Source organism: Pseudonocardia sp. DSM 110487 (assembly GCF_019468565.1).
Lineage (GTDB): Bacteria > Actinomycetota > Actinomycetes > Mycobacteriales > Pseudonocardiaceae > Pseudonocardia.
Map to the genome: position 1 here is coordinate 5809910 of NZ_CP080521.1, position 15999 is coordinate 5825908.

Here is a 15999-nt window from a genome sequence, read left to right on the forward strand (position 1 = left end):
CGAGTCGCCGATCATGTCGACCCGCGCACGCCCTCACTCATCGGGACTGCAGCGCGTCGAGCGCCACGGCCATCGACGCGGCGACCCGGAAGTCGACGCGCGGGTCGGGGACGTCGATGACGTAGCGGTCCCGGATCGACTTGCGCCGCGCGCTGGACAGCACCGGCTGCCCGGTGGCGGTGTCGACGAAGTCGAAGTGGAAGATGAACGGCACCCAGACGTCGCCGAGGAACGGGATGAAGTCCCACACCCTGCGCAGGATGGCGATGACGGGCCTGCGCTCCTTGCCGACGGCCTCGTAGCCGGGGCCCGCGATGCGCCACGTCGAGCGCAGCAGGCTCGCGCCGAACTCCTTGCGGAAGTAGCCGAGGGCGTTGCCGTGCTCGTCGAACACGTCGTGCTCGGCGTGCACGTCGAGCCGCTGGCGGGCCTTGAAGGAGAACACCGCGCGCGAGCGGGACTCGTCCGCGTAGAACACGACCTCCTCACGCAGCTTCATGCGCTTCTGCTGCGCGAACGCGAGCAGCGGGCCCTCGCTGCCGTCCGGGGCGGCGCCGCGGATCTCGTAGCGGTTGACCATCATCGTGATCCGCTGCCGGACGAAGAACCGCGGGACGTGCATCGGGGCGGTCATGGTCGCGAGTCTGGCACCTGGATCTTTCACCCCGCATCTCCCAGTGACAGTCTGTGACCATGGGCATGCGCAGCGGGACGCTCATCCGCCGGAAGCAGCTCGCCCGCATCCTGCGCGACCTGCGCCGCAGGTCCGGACTGACCATCGAGAGCCTCGCACCGCAGCTCGACTTCTCCCCCAGCAAGCTCAGCCGCATCGAGAACGCCCACCAGGGCGTCGACGTCCACGTCGTGCGCACGATGATGGACATCTTCGGCGTCACCGGTGACCAGTGGGAGGCGCTCCTCGACCTCACCCGCCAGGCCAGCGCCAAGGGCTGGTGGCGCGCCTATGGCCTCGACGACCAGGGCTACGTGCCCCTGGAGGCCGAGGCGAGCGCGGTGCGCGAGTACACCGTGAACTACCTGCCCGGCCTTCTGCAGACCGCCGACTACGCCCGTGCCCTGTTCGAGACCTCGCTGCACGCCGGCAGCCGGGCGGTGCGGGAGAACGACGTCGAGGTCCGCATGATCCGCCAGCAGCGGCTCACCGATCCGGAGAACCCGCTGACGCTGGTCGCGGTGATCGAGGAGGCGGCGATCCGCCGGGTGATCGGAGACCCCGACGTGATGTGCGCACAGCTCGCGCACGTGGTGGGGACGGCCGAGCTCGACACTGTCACGGTGCAGGTGCTGCCGGCAGAAGTCGGCGCCCATCCGAGCGCGACCGGAGCGTTCATCGTGCTCAGCTTCGAGGGGCTGGGAGAACCGGACATCGGCTACGTCGAGCACCCCATGGGGTCAATCCATATCGAGAAGGCCGAGGACGTCGCCCGGGGTAGGCTCGTGTTCGACCACCTGCGGTCGCGAGCGCTGAGCCCGGAGGAGTCGGCGGCCCTGATCGAACGGGTGGCCATGCAGATGTGAGGCCGCGACGCGAAGAGGTGCTTGATGCCCGCTCCCAGCTTCGACGGCCTGGCCTGGCGCACGAGCAGCTTCAGCGGCAGCGGCGGCGCCAGCAGCGGCTGCGTCGAGGTGGCCCCTCTTCCCGACGGCGGCATGGCGGTCCGCGACACGAAGGACCGATCCCGGGCGGCCCACCGCCACTCGGCCCCGGCATGGCGGGCGTTCCTCGCGGGCATCCGCGGCTGCGAGTTCGACTCCTGACGGGCCCGCCGACGCCCGCACGAGACTCTCTCCGCCCACTTCACACATCCAGCACCCACTTCACACAGGGCGGGCGCTGTGTGAAGTGGGTGCTGGGTTTGTGAAGTCGACAGTCAGTCGGTTCGGGGCAGCACCAGCCTGCGGTGTATCGCGTGCAATCCGAGCACCAGTAGCGCCGGGAGCACCAGGACCACGCCTGGCAGGAGGACCGCCAGCAGCACCGCGATCCCCGTCACCACCAGCGCCGCGAGGCCGGCCGCGGGGGCGCGGAGCAGATCCGTCCACCCGCCTGCCAGCGCGGCGCGCCAGGTGCCGCCCGCCAGGCGCGGCACGGCGAGCAGGACCACGGCCGCCAGGCACGCGATCGCCACGCCGAACGCCGCGAGCACCGCGCCACCGCCGGGTACCAGTCCGTCGCGGAGCCAGGCGACCTGCTGCGCGACGACGAGGGCCATGAGCACTCCTGCCGCGCTCACCGGCACCCCCGGCAGCAGCCGCCGCACGAACTCCGCGCCGATCTCCCGGTAGGACGGCAGGTCGTCGTGGTCGACCCAGTGCCCGACCGCCGTGGACAGGGTTGCCACAACGGCACCGACCGTCACCACCGGCACGCTCGCCAGCACCGCGACGATGCCGAGCAGGCACAGCTCGGCGATGCGGCGCAGCTGCTCCTTCCAGCCGCGGACCGGCACGGCGGCAGTCACCCCTTGATGCCGCTCGTGTTGATCCCGTCGACGATGAGCCGCTGGAACACCAGGAAGAACAGGAACACCGGCACCAGCGAGAGCACCGACATCGCGAACATCGGCGCGATGGCGTTCTGCCCGCTCGAGTCGAGGAACAGCCTCAGCCCGATCGGCACGGTGAAGTGGGGGGTTCTGTTGAGGTAGACGAGCTGGGTGAAGAAGTCGTTCCAGGTCCAGATGAACGAGAACACCGCCGTGGTGACGAGTGCGGGCTTGGTGAGCGGCAGCACCACGAAGAAGAACCGCCGGTAGGGCCCGCAGCCATCGATCTCGGCCGCCTCGTCGAGGCTGCGCGGGATGCCCCGCATGAACTGCACCATGAGGAACACGAAGAACGCCTCGGTGGCGAGGAACTTCGGCACGATCATCGGCAGCGGGGTGTCGATCCACTCCAGGCTGTTGAACAGGACGTACTGCGGCACGATCAGCACGTGGTGCGGCAGCAGCAGCGTGCCGATCATGATCGCGAACCAGAACCCGCGCAGTGGGAACTTCAGCCGCGCGAACGCGAACGCCGCGAGGGAGCACGCCACGACGTTGCCGACCACGACACCGATCGCGATCACAGCGCTGTTGAGGAAGAACGTGCCGAACGTGATGTCCGGGATGCCGACCCAGCCCAGGGGGTAGTTGCCGGGGCTGAACTCGCGAGGAAGGACGTTGAAGTTGTTGAGGATCTCGTCCGGCGCCTTGAACGAGGTGCCGATCATGTAGACGATCGGGTAGAGCGCCACGAGCAGGATCGCGATCAGCACGACGTGCGCGGTGGCGCCCTCGTACCAGCGGCCCTTCTGCCCGGCGGGACCGGGCGCGGCCGGAGAGACGCCGACCGGTGCGACTGCGGTGGTGGTGGCCATCAGCGGTCCCCCTCGTCGGCGTAGTGGACCCAGAGCGAACCGCTGCGGAAGACGAACGCGGTGATGATGCCGAGGGCGATGAGGAACACCCACGCCATCGCCGACGCGTAGCCCATCTGGAAGTCACCGAACCCGCGCAGGTACAGGTACACGGTGTAGAGCAGCGTGGAGTCGGCCGGGCCGCCGGTGCCGCCGCTGATCACGAACGCGGCGGTGAAGCCCTGGAAACCGGCGATCGTCTCCAGAACCACGTTGAAGAACAGCACCGGCGACAGCAGCGGGAGCGTGACGTGCCAGAACTGCGTGAACCGGCCGGCGCCGTCGAGCGCGGCGGCCTCGAACATCTCCGCCGGGATCTGCTTGAGCCCGGCGAGGAAGATCACCATCGGGGCGCCGAACTGCCATGCGGCCAGGATCACGAGCGTGCCGAGCGCGAAGGCCGGGTCGTTGATCCACGCGCGGCCTGTGATGCCGAAGACCGCGAGCAGCCCGTTGATCGCGCCCTGCCCGCCGAACAGCGTCTGCCAGACGATCGCGATCGCGACGCTGCCGCCGAGCAGCGACGGCACGTAGTACAGCGAACGGTAGAGCCCGACGCCGCGCCGGTTGCGGTACAGCAACAGCGCGACACCGAGCGCCACGGCGAGCTTCAGCGGCACCGACGTGACCGCGAACAGCAGGGTGGTGCCCACCGAGTTCCAGAACCTCGGGTCGTCGGTGAACATGCGGACGTAGTTCTCCGCGCCCACCCACTCCGGGTCCTGCAACAGGTCGTAGTCGGTGAAACTCAGGTAGAGCGAGTAGAGCATCGGCAGCAGCGTGATGCCGAAGAGGCCGAGCAACCACGGACTCAGGAAGACGTAGCCCGCGATCGCCTCCTTCCGGCGTCCTGGCCGGACGCCGGCGCCCGTGCGGGGCCCGGTGGGGGGCGCCTGTCGTTCTGCCGTGTCCACCATGGACGTACTCCCTGTCAGCTTGCCGCGCGCTCGAGCTCGGCCGTGGCCTGCGAGAAGAACTCCGCGGCCGCGGCGCGCGGCGTCATGCGCCCGAAGCCCGAGTTCTCGGCCGCGGTGATGAGCAGCTGCCGGACCTGCACGTCACCCTGTGCCGGCGTGGGCGGGGTGTCGCCCGCCTTCTCGGTGACGCGCTCGTCGTAGGCGACCACGTACTTGAGCTTGTCGTCGAAGTTGGGCAGCACGGCCTCGCGGACCTGGTCGTTCGGCGGGAGACCGCGCTCGGTGCCGAGGATCGCACCCGCCTCCGGGTCGTTGACGAAGAAGTTGATCACGTCGACGGCCGTGGCGACGTTCTCACCCCGGGAGTAGGCGGTGAAGAACTGGGACGAGCGGATGTAGGCGCCCTCGGGCCCTCCGGGCAGCGGAACGAGGACCAGCTCGTGGTCGGTGGCCTTGCTGACCTCGGTGTACTGGTTGTCCCACGAGAACGTCACCGCGGTCTGCTTGGTGATCACGGTGTTCTTCGAGATGTCACCAGCGTTGGCGGGCTGGGCGACCTCGGCGGGCGACGCCGCCCCGCTCTGGCGGAACCCGGCCCACATCTCCAGCCACCTCGCGGCGTCGTCCTCCGTGAAGCCGAGCTGCTGCCCGTCGTAGAGGTTCTTGCCCTGCTGGCGGAGCCAGAACTCGAAGCCACCGAGGTCGGCGCTCTCGTCCCGTACGCCCCACACGGTGCGCCCGGTGGCCGCGGTGACCTTGGAGGCCCACTCGCCGAACTCCTCCCAGCTCGCCCAGCCGGTCTCCGGCGGCAGCAGGCCCAGCGGCTCGACGACCGTCTTGTCGACGACGTAGGACTGGGCGTTGGAGGCGAGCGGCACCGCGTACAGCTTGCCGTCCACCTCGCCGGTGGACATCAGCCGTTCGTCGATCTGGTCGCTCTTGAGCGTCGACCCCACCCATGGGGTGAGGTCGGCGATGAGCCCCTTGCTCGAGTACTCGCGCAGCACGCGGTTGTCGATCTGGATGATGTCGGCCGCGTTGCGGCCCGCGGCCGTGGTGTTGACCTTGTCGTAGTAGCCGGAGTAGCCCTGCCACTGCGTGGTGAAGGTGACGTTCGGGTGCTTCTGCGTGTAGAGGTCGAGCACCTTCTGCGTGAGCTCGGCCCGCGCGGGGCCGCCCCACCACGTGACCTCGAGCTGCACCGGCTGCTCGCGCTCGGGCGGACCACCCGCCTGCTGGTCGCTCGCGCGCGACCCACCGCCACCGCACGCGGCGGTGGCGAGGACGGCGAGGACGGCGGCGCTCGCCAATAGCGAGCGCACGGTCCGGGCGGACCCGAGGATGGCCATGAGAGCTCCTTCGATCACACTGGCCCGGTCGGCCACCCACTGTGGCGGCGAGCACAGGGCCTGGCTCGTTGGGCAATTAGCTCAGAGCGCGGGCGCGACGTCAACAACGTCTTGCGGTTTTTTTCAGCCGTTTGCATCATTGGTCCGCCGCCGCCTCGGCAGCGGCACTCCACAACGCCGTGAGCTGCCCGCTCAGCCGAACCGTCGAGCTGCAACCCTTTGCAGTCGGCACCAGCACAGGGAGTGTGCATGTCCCCCAGCGCCGCGAACTCGCCGCGCCCCCGCTACGCGATCGTCGGCCTCGGTGGCCGCGCCCAGATATTCGTCGACGCCCTCACCGGGCCGCATGTCGACACGGCGCAGCTCGTCGCCTTCTGCGACGTCAACCAGACCCGGATGGACGTGCACAACCGCACCGTCGCCTCGCGCGGCCTGCCCACCGTCCCCACCTACAAGGCACCGGACTTCGGGCGGATGCTCGACGCGGAGCGCGTCGACACCGTGATCGTCACCACCATCGACCGGACCCACGACGAGTACATCGTCGCCGCGCTGCGCGCCGGCCGGGACGTCATCACCGAGAAGCCGATGACCACCGACGCCCAGCGCTGCAGGCGGATCCTCGACGCACAGGCCGAGACCGGCCGCCAGGTCACGGTCACGTTCAACTACCGCTACAACCCGCTGCACGCGCGGGTCCGCGAGGTGATCGCGTCCGGGGCGATCGGCGAGATCGGCTCGGTGCACTTCGAATGGCTGCTCGACACCCGCCACGGCGCCGACTACTTCCGCCGCTGGCACCGCGACAAGGCCAACTCGGGCGGGCTCATGGTCCACAAGGCCACCCACCACTTCGACCTGGTCAACTGGTGGGTCGCCTCGTCCCCCGAAACCGTGTTCGGGCTCGGGCGCCTGTTCTTCTACGGCGACGAGAACGGCGGCAGGCGCGGTCTCGCCCGGCCCTACACCCGCGCGCACGGCGCCCAGGAGGCGGCCGACGACCCGTTCGCGCTGCACCTGGCCGGCAACGAGAAGATGACCGCGCTCTACCTCGACGCGGAGCACGAGGACGGCTACCACCGCGACCAGAACGTCTTCGGCGCAGGCGTCACGATCGAGGACGACATGGCCGTGGCGGTGCGCTACCGCAGCGGCGCCACGATGAGCTACCACCTCACGGCGTACTCGCCGTGGGAGGGCTACCGCGTCGCGTTCAACGGCAGCGCGGGCCGCCTCGAGCTCGACGTGATGGAGAACTCGTTCGTCGACCCCGGCACCGCGGGCACGGTGAAGGGCGAGGCCCTGCACGGCAGGCCGGGCACGGAGACGCGGCCGGAACCCGACCGCGGCGCCCGGCTCACCCTGCGCAAGCACTGGGAGAAGCCGGAGGATCTGGACCTCCCCGACACCAGCGGCGGTCACGGCGGCGGAGACGAGCGGATGCTCGCCGACATCTTCGGTGGCAAGGTCGTCGACGACCCGCTCGGGCGGGCGTCCACCCACCGCGACGGCGCGCTGTCGCTGCTCACCGGCCTCGCCGCCAACCGTTCGTTCGAGACCGGCCTGCCGGTACGGGCCGACGACATCCTGGAGCTCTGACATGGCCGTTCGACCGCTTCAGCTCGACGACGACCGCATCCTGCCCACCGACCCGGGCGTGCGGGCCATCGCCCGCGAGATCTTCGGCGCCGTCCGCGACCTGCCGCTGATCAGCATGCACGGCCACGTCGAGGCGTCCGTACTGGCCGACGACGAGCCGTTCGGAGACCCGGCACAGCTGCTCGTGGTGCCCGACCACTACGTCACCCGCATGCTCGTCTCCCAGGGCGTCCGGCTGGAGGAGCTCGGCGTGCCCCGCCGCGACGGCGGGCCCGTCGAGACCGACGGCCGGGCGATCTGGCGGCGGTTCTGCGCGGGCTGGCACCTGTTCCGCGGAACGCCGTCGCGGTTCTGGCTGGAGCAGGAGCTGCACGACGTGTTCGGCGTGAACGTCCAGCCGTCGCGTGAGACGGCGGACGCGATCTACGACCAGATCGCGGCGTGCATCGCGCGTCCCGAGTTCCGGCCACGGGCGCTGTTCGACCGCTTCAACCTGGAGATCCTCGCCACCACCGACGCTCCGGCCAGCACGCTCGACGCGCACGCCGCGATCGCGGCGTCGGAATGGGGCGGGCGGGTCGTGCCGACCTTCCGCCCCGACGCGCTGGTGCACCTGCACCGGCCCACGTGGAAGCGGGACGTCGAGGAGCTCGGGGAGGTCGCGGGCACCGCCGTCGACACCTACGCCGGCTACCTCGCCGCCCTGGAGCAGCGGCGCGAGCACTTCACACGCCTCGGAGCGCTCGCCACCGACCACGGCCACACCACCGCCGACACCACGCCCCTCGACCGGGCCGACGCCGAGCGGATCTACGCCGCCGCACTCGCCGGGTCGGTGGACGCGGCCGCCGGCGACGCGTTCGCCGCGCACATGCTGTTCGAGATGGCGCGGATGAGCCGCGACGACGGCCTCGTCATGCAGATCCACCCGGGCGTCATGCGCAACCACCACCCGGACGTCCACGACGCCTTCGGGCCGGACAGGGGCTTCGACATCCCGCTGCCCGTCGACTTCGCCCGCGGACTGCGCCCGATGCTCACCGCCTTCGGCACCGACCCCGGCTTCCGGTGCGTGGTCTTCACGATCGACGAGACCACCTACTCCCGCGAGCTCGCGCCACTCGCGGGCGTCTACCCGTCGATGCGGCTGGGCGTCCCGTGGTGGTTCCTCGACAGCCCGCATGCCATGCGGCGCTTCCGCGAGGCCGTCACCGAGACCGCGGGCTTCTACAACACGGCAGGCTTCGTCGACGACACGAGAGCCTTCGCCTCGATCCCCGCGAGACACGACCTGGCCCGCCGGGTGGACGCGGGCTACCTGGCCCAACTGGTGGCGAACGGCCAGCTGAGCACGGACGAGGCCCTGGAGACGGCGGTGGACCTGAGCACGACGATCCCCCGCGAGGCCTACGCCCCGCGCGCCTGAGCCCGAACCGACTTCACACACCGTCCCCGGGCTTCACACAAGGCGGGCCTTGTGTGAAGCCGGGGCTGGGTGTGTGAAGTCGGCAAGATCTCCCGTTCGGGCCCGCGGACGACGCCTGCCGGGGATGCTCGGGCCGTGGAACTGACCTCCCGAGCGCAGTGGATCTCCGCCGGATTCTCCGACGACGAGCTGCGCGCATTGGTGCGGGCCGGCCGGCTCACGCCCGTGCGTCGCGGCAGCTACGTGCAGGGTGGCTTGCCGGAGGACGTCCTGGCCCGGCACGTCCTGCAGATCCGGGCTGCGTCGAATGAGCTGGCGGGCGACGCGGTGATCAGCCACCTCTCCGCGGCGGTGCTGCACGGGCTGCGGATCTGGGGTGTCCGGCTCGACCGCGTTCACGTGACCCGCCGCAGGCCCACCGGTGGCCGATGCGGCGCCCTCGTCCACGTGCACTCCGCAGGCCTGGACCCGGCCGAGATCGTCCTGATCGGAGGGCTGCCGGTCACGTCGCTCGCGCGGACGGTCGCCGACCTCGGGCGGATGCTGGTCTTCGAGAAGGCCGTGGTGTGCTGCGACTCCGCGATGTTCCACGAGCGGCCCGACCGCGTCGAGGTGGCGGACGTCCTGGACGTGCTCGACCACGAGCCGCGCCGCCCCGGCAGCCGGGCGGCTCGCCGGATGCTCGAGTTCTCGACCGCCCTCAGCGAGAGCGTCGGCGAGTCGCGCAGCCGCGTGGCGATCGCGGCAGCCGGCCTGCCTCCGCCGGTCCTGCAATGGGAGGTGCACGCGGCGGCCACGGGCGCCTTCATCGGACGCGTGGACATGGGGTGGCCGAAGCAGCGGACGATCGGCGAGTTCGACGGCCTCGTCAAGTACGGGCGCACGCTCCGCCCCGGCCAGGACATCGCCGAGGTACTCGTGGCGGAAAAGATCCGCGAGGACGTCCTGCGCGACGAGGACCTCGGTGTCGTCCGCTGGATCTGGGAGGATCTCACCGACTTCGCCCCGACGGCGAGACGCATCCGCGCCCGATTCCGCGCCTCCTGACGACTTCACAGACCCTGCCCCGGCTTCACACAGGGCCGGCCTTGTGTGAAGCGGCCGCTCGGTGTGTGAAGTCGGGCGAAGAGGCCGTATCAGTGGGCGTGATCGGTTCGTCCTCCTCCCATACACGGGAGGTGCGCCATGTCCGTCCTCGTCATCGGTGGTGGGTTGAACGGCCTGGTCACCGCTCTGCTCCTGGCCAGGGACGGGCACCGGGTCACGGTGCTCGAGCGCGACCCGGCCGAGCCGCCCGAGCCGGACGTGGCGTGGGAGGTCTGGCAGCGGCGTGGCTGCGGCCAGTTCCGGCTGCCGCACTACATGCAGGCGCGGTTCCGGCACCTGCTCGAGGCCGAGCTGCCCGACGTGGCCGACGCCCTCGTCGCGGCAGGGGCCTTGCGCTACGACGTGCTCGCGTCGCTGGCGGCCGCGGTCAGCGGTGGCGCCCGCGAGGGCGACGACCGCTACGCGACGCTCACCGCGCGCCGGCCGGTGCTGGAGGCCGTCGTGGCCCGGACGGCGGCCGCGGAGCCAGGGGTGCGGATCCGGCGCGGCACGACCGTGCGCGCGCTGATCGCGGGGCAGCCCGCGGTGCCGGGCGTACCCCATGCGGTTGGCGTGGTGACCGCCGACGGCGAGGAACTGCGCGCCGATCTCGTCGTCGACGCGAGCGGGCGCAACTCGTCGCTGCCCACGCTGCTCGCCACGATGGGCACAGCTCCGCCCGCCGACGAGCAGGAGGAGGGCGGTTTCGTCTACTACTGCCGGCACTTCGCAGGCCCCGGTCCGATGCCGGAGCTGCGCGGGCCCGTGCAGCAGTGGTACGACTCGGTGACGATCCTGACGCTGCCCGCGGACAACGGCACCTGGTCGGTGACGATCGTCGGAAGCTCCCGCGACAAGCAGCTGCGCGCGCTGCGCGAACTCGACCGGTGGACCGCGGTGGTGCGCTCCTACCCGCTCGCCGCGCACTGGATCGACGCGGAGCCGATCAGCGGCGTCGACGCCTTCGGAGGTCCGGGAGATCGCCTGCGCCGCCTCGTGGTCGACGGCAGGCCGATCGTCACCGGGCTGCTCGCGGTCGGCGACGCGGCGGCGTTCACCAACCCGTCGCTGGGGCGCGGGGCGAGCATCGGGCTGCTGCACGTGCTGCGGCTGCGCGAGCTGCTCCGCTCGATCGACGGGGCCGACCCGTACGAGGTGGCGCTGCGGTGGGCGGAGGACACCGCCACGGCCGTCGAGCCCTGGTACCGGGCGACGGTCAGCACCTCGCGCTCCCGGCTCGCCGACATCGAGAGCGATCGGACGGGCGTCCCGGCCCCGCCCGACGACCGCTGGGCGCTGGCGAAGGCGATGTCGGCCGGGACGAGGCGGGACCCGGACGTGCTGCGGATGCAGCTGGAGATCGCCGGCATGCTAGCGCTCCCGCCCGAGGTCTTCGGCAGAGAAGGCGCGATCGACCGCGTGCTGGCGGCCGGCGGTAGCGCCCCGCGCTACCCGCTACCCGGCCCGGACCGGGATGCACTGCTGACCACGGCAGGCCTGGCCGTACCGGCGTAGGCACCACTTCACACACTCCGCACCGACTTCACACAGGGCCGGCCTTGTGCGAAGTAGGTGCAGGGTGTGTGAAGTCGTCAGATGGCCGTGGCCGCGGCCACGCCGCCTTTCGTCAGGGCCTCCAGTGAGTCCGTCACCAAGTCGCGGAACCTTTCGTTCGCCGGGAGCTCCGACCCGAAGACCTCCTCCAGCGACAGGAGGGCCTCCACCACCGCCTCCGGCGTCGCGGCGTCGGCGGTGAGCTCCCGGAGACGGCCGGCCATTGGGTCGTCCACGGTCTGCGCGGTCCAGACGTAGCGCATCCACGCCGCGACGCCCAGGCAGGCGAACCGAGGCTCGGCACCGCGGGCGAGACCGTCGGCGATCGTGCCGAGCAGGCGCTGCGGGAGCTTCTGGGTGCCGTCCATCGCGATCTGGACGGTGCGGTGGCGCAGTGCCGGGTTGTGGAAGCGCTCGACGAGTTCCCGCTGGTAGGCGGCCACGTCGAAGCCATCGGGGACGGCCAGCGTCGGCTCGACGTCGTCGGCCATCAGGTGTGCGACGACGCCCGCGATGCCCGGGTCGGCCATCGCGTCGGCCACGTGCTCGTGCCCGGCCAGTGCGCCGAGGTAGGCGAGGGTGGAGTGGCTGCCGTTGAGCAGGCGCAGCTTCATCGCCTCGTACGGCGCGACATCCGAGGTGAGCACGGCGCCGGCGCGCTCCCACGCCGGACGGCCCGCGGCGAAGTGGTCCTCCACCACCCACTGCCGGAACGGCTCGGTGACCACCACCCCGCGGTCCTCGAACCCCAGCAGCCGGGCGACCTCGGCGCGGTCGTCGTCGGTGGTGGCCGGGACGATCCGGTCGACCATCGAGGACGGGAACGACACCGACTCGGCGATCCAGGACGCGAGGGAGTCGCCGCCGGGGATGGCGGCGCAGAAGTCCGTGACGAGCCCACGCAGCACCTCGCCATTGGCAGGCAGGTTGTCGCAGGACAGCAGCGTGATCGGGCCGGCGTCGGCGGCGCGGCGGGCCTGCAGGCCGCGCACCAGCTGCCCCACCACCGTGCGCGGCAGAGCCTCACCGGCGAGGTCGGCGGCGACGTCCGGATCGGTGCGACGCAGCCTGCCGGTGGCCGGGTCGTGCCGGTAGCCCTTCTCGGTGACCGTGAGGGTGACGATCCGGGTGGCGGGTGCGGCGAGCAGCGCCTGCAACCGCTCCCACTCCTCCGCCGCGAAGAGCAGGTCGCGCACGGCGCCCGCCACGCGCAGCGACGTTTCCGGGCCGCGGACGAGCACCGAGTAGAGCCCGTCCTGGGGCCGCAGCTGGTCGAGCACGCCGCGGCTCCGCTGGGTGACGCCGCAGATGCCCCAGTCACCACCCGCGGCGGCCACCGCCTCCTCGGTGAAGACCGCCTGGTGGGCGCGGTGGAAGGCGCCGATGCCCAGGTGGACGATGCCGACCCCGATGGCGCGCGGGTCGACGAGCGGGCGCTGCGCGGCCGGCAGGTCGCCGAGCGCGGCGAGAGCGAGACGCGCCATCACCGGCCCGCCAGCACGCGAGCCGAACCCGAGCCCTGCCGAGGCGGAGCCGTTGTGGACCGCACGATCAGCTGGGTGGGGAGCCAGCGGTGCGTGGCCTCCGGCTCGTCCCCCGCATCCAGCCCGTCGAGCAGCAGGTCGACAGCGGCCCGACCGGCCGCCTCCATCGGCATCCGCACGGTGGTGAGCGGCACCGTGGTCATCGACGACATCTCGATGTCGTCGTACCCGACCACGCTGATGTCCTCCGGCACCGCCACCCCGCGGGCGGCGAGCCGGTTGAGCACGCCCACGGCCATCAGGTCGTTGAAGGCGAGGATCGCGGTGACGCCGCGGGCGAGCGCGAGGTCGGCGGCCTGCACCCCGCCCTGGAACGTGGGCGGGAACGGGCCGAGCTCGACGGTCTCGACGTCGCACGCGGGAGCCGCGGCACGCAGGCCGCGCAAGCGCTGGTCCCCCGCCCACGACGCCGGCGGCCCGGCCAGGTGGGCGACGCGCCGGTGGCCGAGCGCCGCGAGGTGCTCGACGGCCTGGCGGGCGCCGTCGGCCGAGTCCATGAGCACGGCGGGCAGGCCGGCCTCGTCGCGGTTGACCAGCACCAGCGGGGTGGAGCCCACCAGCCGCTCCAGCTGGGCGGGCTGCATCCGGGGCGAGCAGAGCACGACGCCGTCCACCTGCTTGGCCATCGCGCCGACGACCTCGGCCTCGACGCGCGGGTCCTCCGCGGCGTCGGCGAGGAAGACGACGTGCCGCACCTCGCGAGCCCGTGCCGTGCAGCCCTTGAGCATCGCCGAGAAGAACGGGTTGGCGACGTCGGGAACGACCACCCCGATGTTGCCGGTCTTACCGGTGACGAGCCCGCGCGCCGCCCTGTTCGGCTGGTAGCCGAGCTCCTCGGCCACCTGCAGGACCTTGCGGCGCGTCGCGGCGTTCACCATGTCGGGCACCGTGAACGCCCGGGACACGGTGGACACCGAGACGTCGGCACCCTTCGCCACCTCGTGGATCGTGACCGCCATGCTGCTCCGTTCGCCCGGCTGAGCACAGCCTGCAAACCATTGCAGCAAGTGTCAAGAACGCAAGCGCTTACGTTATCCGCAGGTCGAGCAGCGCGCGGCCCAGCGCAGGCCCTACTCGACGACCGAGTCTGCGAAGAGCGACGCCCCCGACGGCGAGGCCGTCGGCGGCACGGGCGCGGGAGACAGGGCGGGCGGCAGGATCGACGGCGCGGGGGGCTCCACCAGCCGCGGGCGAATCGGCGGCTTCGGCGCGAGCGGGGCGTTGCCGATGATGATGTCGGCCGCCTTCTCGGCGATCATCATCGTGGGCGCGAGCGTGTTGGCGTTGGTCAGCGACGGCATCACCGACGCGTCGACCACCCGCAGACCCTCGACGCCGTGCACACGCATCGTGTCGGGGTCGACCACCGCGAGCTCGCCACGCCCCATCGCCGCCGTGCACGCGGGGTGGTAACCCACGCGGCCGGTGCGCCGCACCCAGGCCATGATCTCCTCGTCGGAGCGCACGTGCGCACCCGGGAGGGTCTCGCCGCCGTCGAGGTGCCGGAACGCCGGCTGCGCGAGGAGGTCACGGGCCCGCTGGAGGCCGTTGATCCACCGGTGCCGGTCCTTCGGGTCGGACAGGAAGTTCACCACGATCTTCGGGTGCACGGCCGGGATCGGGGAGGCGATCTTCACCGAGCCGCGTGCCTCCGACCGCATCACGCCGACGTGCATCTGGTAGCCGTGGGCGGTGACCTCGACGGACTCGTCGGCGCTGTTCATGGCCAGCGGCGCGAGCAGGAACATGAGGTCCGGCTCGTCACCCTCTGCGAAGTCGCTGCGGACGAAGCCGCCGGCCTGCATCGGGTTGCGGGTGCCAGGGCCCTTTCCGAACACCAGCGCGTCGAGGACGACCCCCGGCCACTTGGCCTTGTTGCGGATGTCGGACATCGACACGGGCTGGATGCACTTGTGCTGGACGTGCACCGCGAGGTGCTCCTGCAACGACTCGCCCACCCCCGGCAGGTGGTGCACGACGGGGATGCCCATCCCGCGCAGGTACTCGCCGTCGCCCACACCGGACAGCTGCAGGATCTGCGGAGTGCCGATCGCACCCGCGGACAGGATCGTCTCGGAGGCGCGGACGTCGTGCGTCTCGCCGTTGCGGTCCCGGTAGCGGATGCCCACGGCCCTGGTGCCCTCGAAGAGGACCTTGCTGACGGTCGCGTGGGTGCGGACCTCGAGGTTCGGCCTGCTCTCCACCGGGTGCAGGTACGCCGCCGCCGCCGAGGCTCGCTTGCCACCCCGCACCGCCTGGTCCAGCGGGGAGAAGCCCTCCTGCGCGTCGTCGTTGACGTCGGGCACCACCTGGTAGCCCGCCTGCTGCGCCGCCTCGAAGAAGGCGTCGAAGATCGGGCCCTCCGCCGGACCGCGGTTCAGCGGCTGCGGGCCGCTGCGACCCCGGCCGGTGCCGCGCGGCTCGCCCACGCAGCCCTCCAGCCTGCGGAAGTACGGTTCGCAGTGGGCGTAGTCCCACGTCTCGGAGCCCGCCTCCGCGGCCCACCGGTCGTAGCTCCCCCGGTGACCGCGCTCGTAGATCATCCCGTTGATGCTGCTCGAGCCGCCGAGGACCTTGCCCCGCGGGTGGTGCAACCGCCGCGACCCGAGGCCGGGCTCGGGCTCCGACTCGTAGCGCCAGTCGAAGGTCCGGTGACCGACGGGGAAGCCCATCGCGAGCGGCAGCTGGATCCGCAGATCCCACCAGTGATCGGGTCCACCCGCCTCCAGCAGCAGCACCCGCACCGACGGGTCGGCGGTCAGGCGATTGGCCAGGATGCAGCCGGCCGGGCCACCACCAACGATCAAGACGTCATAGCCGATCACAGACACTTCGTCCCTCACGTCCTCTTCCCCCTCGACCGGCGCACACCACCGGTCACGTCACGCGCACGCTTCACCGGAGCGACACGGTGACGGGTGCATCCGGCTATCGAGCGAGCCGAGAACGACGTTAGCTGGATCGAGTGAGTCCCGACCGCACCGGGGTGCCTCACGGCGTACGGCGTACCGGAACGAGTCATCCCATGTTTGCTCCGTCGGTGCAGAATGGCAACGTGCTGTTCACCGACACGCCACCGAAACCCGGTCCACGGCTGTGAGCG

The 15999-nt window shown here is 71.2% G+C and carries 14 protein-coding genes; 6 read left to right on the forward strand and 8 right to left on the reverse strand.

The window, feature by feature from the left end:
- Positions 1-37: 37 nt before the first annotated feature.
- Positions 38-634, reverse strand: a complete 597-nt coding sequence (locus K1T35_RS27130; RefSeq protein ID WP_220254649.1) for a hypothetical protein — start codon at positions 632-634, stop codon at positions 38-40.
- Between the two features lie 59 nt (positions 635-693).
- Here K1T35_RS27130 and K1T35_RS27135 point away from each other — a divergent pair, with 59 nt between their 5' ends.
- A complete protein-coding gene (locus tag K1T35_RS27135; RefSeq protein ID WP_220254650.1) occupies positions 694-1539 on the forward strand; it encodes a helix-turn-helix transcriptional regulator in 846 nt (281 codons plus the stop codon).
- 24 nt (positions 1540-1563) lie between these two features.
- Positions 1564-1779 (forward strand): DUF397 domain-containing protein, encoded by a 216-nt coding sequence (locus K1T35_RS27140; protein ID WP_220254651.1) that lies wholly within the window; start codon positions 1564-1566, stop codon positions 1777-1779.
- Between the two features lie 113 nt (positions 1780-1892).
- Here the strand turns inward: K1T35_RS27140 and K1T35_RS27145 are convergent, their stop codons facing one another.
- The 4 genes from K1T35_RS27145 to K1T35_RS27160 are packed head-to-tail and all read right to left on the reverse strand — an operon-like array spanning position 1893 to position 5687.
- Positions 1893-2483, reverse strand: a complete 591-nt coding sequence (locus K1T35_RS27145; protein ID WP_220254652.1) for a hypothetical protein — start codon at positions 2481-2483, stop codon at positions 1893-1895.
- The gene (locus K1T35_RS27150) at positions 2480-3382 is read right to left on the reverse strand and encodes a carbohydrate ABC transporter permease (RefSeq protein WP_220254653.1); all 903 of its coding nucleotides are present in this window, start codon (positions 3380-3382) and stop codon (positions 2480-2482) included. The genes K1T35_RS27145 and K1T35_RS27150 overlap by 4 nt, the downstream gene beginning before the upstream one ends.
- The gene (locus tag K1T35_RS27155; RefSeq protein WP_220254654.1) at positions 3382-4338 is read right to left on the reverse strand and encodes a carbohydrate ABC transporter permease; all 957 of its coding nucleotides are present in this window, start codon (positions 4336-4338) and stop codon (positions 3382-3384) included. The genes K1T35_RS27150 and K1T35_RS27155 overlap by 1 nt, the downstream gene beginning before the upstream one ends.
- A 14-nt stretch (positions 4339-4352) precedes the next feature.
- Positions 4353-5687, reverse strand: a complete 1335-nt coding sequence (locus tag K1T35_RS27160; RefSeq protein WP_220254655.1) for an ABC transporter substrate-binding protein — start codon at positions 5685-5687, stop codon at positions 4353-4355.
- A gap of 249 nt (positions 5688-5936) precedes the next feature.
- Here K1T35_RS27160 and K1T35_RS27165 point away from each other — a divergent pair, with 249 nt between their 5' ends.
- From K1T35_RS27165 to K1T35_RS27180, 4 genes are all read left to right on the forward strand, one after another.
- Complete coding sequence (locus K1T35_RS27165; RefSeq protein ID WP_220254656.1) at positions 5937-7286, forward strand: Gfo/Idh/MocA family oxidoreductase; 1350 nt, start codon at positions 5937-5939, stop codon at positions 7284-7286.
- Position 7287: 1 nt separating this feature from the next.
- Positions 7288-8712 carry a glucuronate isomerase gene (uxaC, locus tag K1T35_RS27170; protein WP_220254657.1) on the forward strand — a complete coding sequence of 475 codons (1425 nt, stop codon included), beginning with the start codon at positions 7288-7290 and terminating at the stop codon, positions 8710-8712.
- Between the two features lie 135 nt (positions 8713-8847).
- A complete protein-coding gene (locus K1T35_RS27175) occupies positions 8848-9759 on the forward strand; it encodes a hypothetical protein (RefSeq protein WP_220254658.1) in 912 nt (303 codons plus the stop codon).
- A gap of 138 nt (positions 9760-9897) precedes the next feature.
- Positions 9898-11313, forward strand: a complete 1416-nt coding sequence (locus tag K1T35_RS27180) for an NAD(P)/FAD-dependent oxidoreductase (RefSeq protein ID WP_220254659.1) — start codon at positions 9898-9900, stop codon at positions 11311-11313.
- Between the two features lie 77 nt (positions 11314-11390).
- On the opposite strand, the gene K1T35_RS27185 is transcribed toward K1T35_RS27180, so the two are convergent.
- The 3 genes from K1T35_RS27185 to K1T35_RS27195 form a co-directional block, all read right to left on the reverse strand.
- The gene (locus tag K1T35_RS27185) at positions 11391-12836 is read right to left on the reverse strand and encodes a mannitol dehydrogenase family protein (RefSeq protein ID WP_220254660.1); all 1446 of its coding nucleotides are present in this window, start codon (positions 12834-12836) and stop codon (positions 11391-11393) included.
- A complete protein-coding gene (locus K1T35_RS27190) occupies positions 12836-13855 on the reverse strand; it encodes a LacI family DNA-binding transcriptional regulator (protein WP_220254661.1) in 1020 nt (339 codons plus the stop codon). The genes K1T35_RS27185 and K1T35_RS27190 overlap by 1 nt, the downstream gene beginning before the upstream one ends.
- A gap of 111 nt (positions 13856-13966) precedes the next feature.
- Entirely contained in the window at positions 13967-15739 is a 1773-nt protein-coding gene (locus K1T35_RS27195; RefSeq protein WP_255620775.1) for a choline dehydrogenase, read from the reverse strand.
- Positions 15740-15999 lie beyond the last annotated feature (260 nt).

What these genes read in the sequence shown, in the direction of transcription:
- K1T35_RS27130 (WP_220254649.1), bottom strand. Translation starts at nt 634, where the DNA reads ATGACCGCCCCGATGCACGTCCCGCGGTTCTTCGTCCGGCAGCGGATC.
- K1T35_RS27135 (WP_220254650.1), top strand. Translation starts at nt 694, where the DNA reads ATGGGCATGCGCAGCGGGACGCTCATCCGCCGGAAGCAGCTCGCCCGC.
- K1T35_RS27140 (WP_220254651.1), top strand. Translation starts at nt 1,564, where the DNA reads ATGCCCGCTCCCAGCTTCGACGGCCTGGCCTGGCGCACGAGCAGCTTC.
- K1T35_RS27150 (WP_220254653.1), bottom strand. Translation starts at nt 3,382, where the DNA reads ATGGCCACCACCACCGCAGTCGCACCGGTCGGCGTCTCTCCGGCCGCG.
- K1T35_RS27155 (WP_220254654.1), bottom strand. Translation starts at nt 4,338, where the DNA reads ATGGTGGACACGGCAGAACGACAGGCGCCCCCCACCGGGCCCCGCACG.
- K1T35_RS27160 (WP_220254655.1), bottom strand. Translation starts at nt 5,687, where the DNA reads ATGGCCATCCTCGGGTCCGCCCGGACCGTGCGCTCGCTATTGGCGAGC.
- K1T35_RS27165 (WP_220254656.1), top strand. Translation starts at nt 5,937, where the DNA reads ATGTCCCCCAGCGCCGCGAACTCGCCGCGCCCCCGCTACGCGATCGTC.
- uxaC (WP_220254657.1), top strand. Translation starts at nt 7,288, where the DNA reads ATGGCCGTTCGACCGCTTCAGCTCGACGACGACCGCATCCTGCCCACC.
- K1T35_RS27180 (WP_220254659.1), top strand. Translation starts at nt 9,898, where the DNA reads ATGTCCGTCCTCGTCATCGGTGGTGGGTTGAACGGCCTGGTCACCGCT.
- K1T35_RS27185 (WP_220254660.1), bottom strand. Translation starts at nt 12,836, where the DNA reads ATGGCGCGTCTCGCTCTCGCCGCGCTCGGCGACCTGCCGGCCGCGCAG.
- K1T35_RS27190 (WP_220254661.1), bottom strand. Translation starts at nt 13,855, where the DNA reads ATGGCGGTCACGATCCACGAGGTGGCGAAGGGTGCCGACGTCTCGGTG.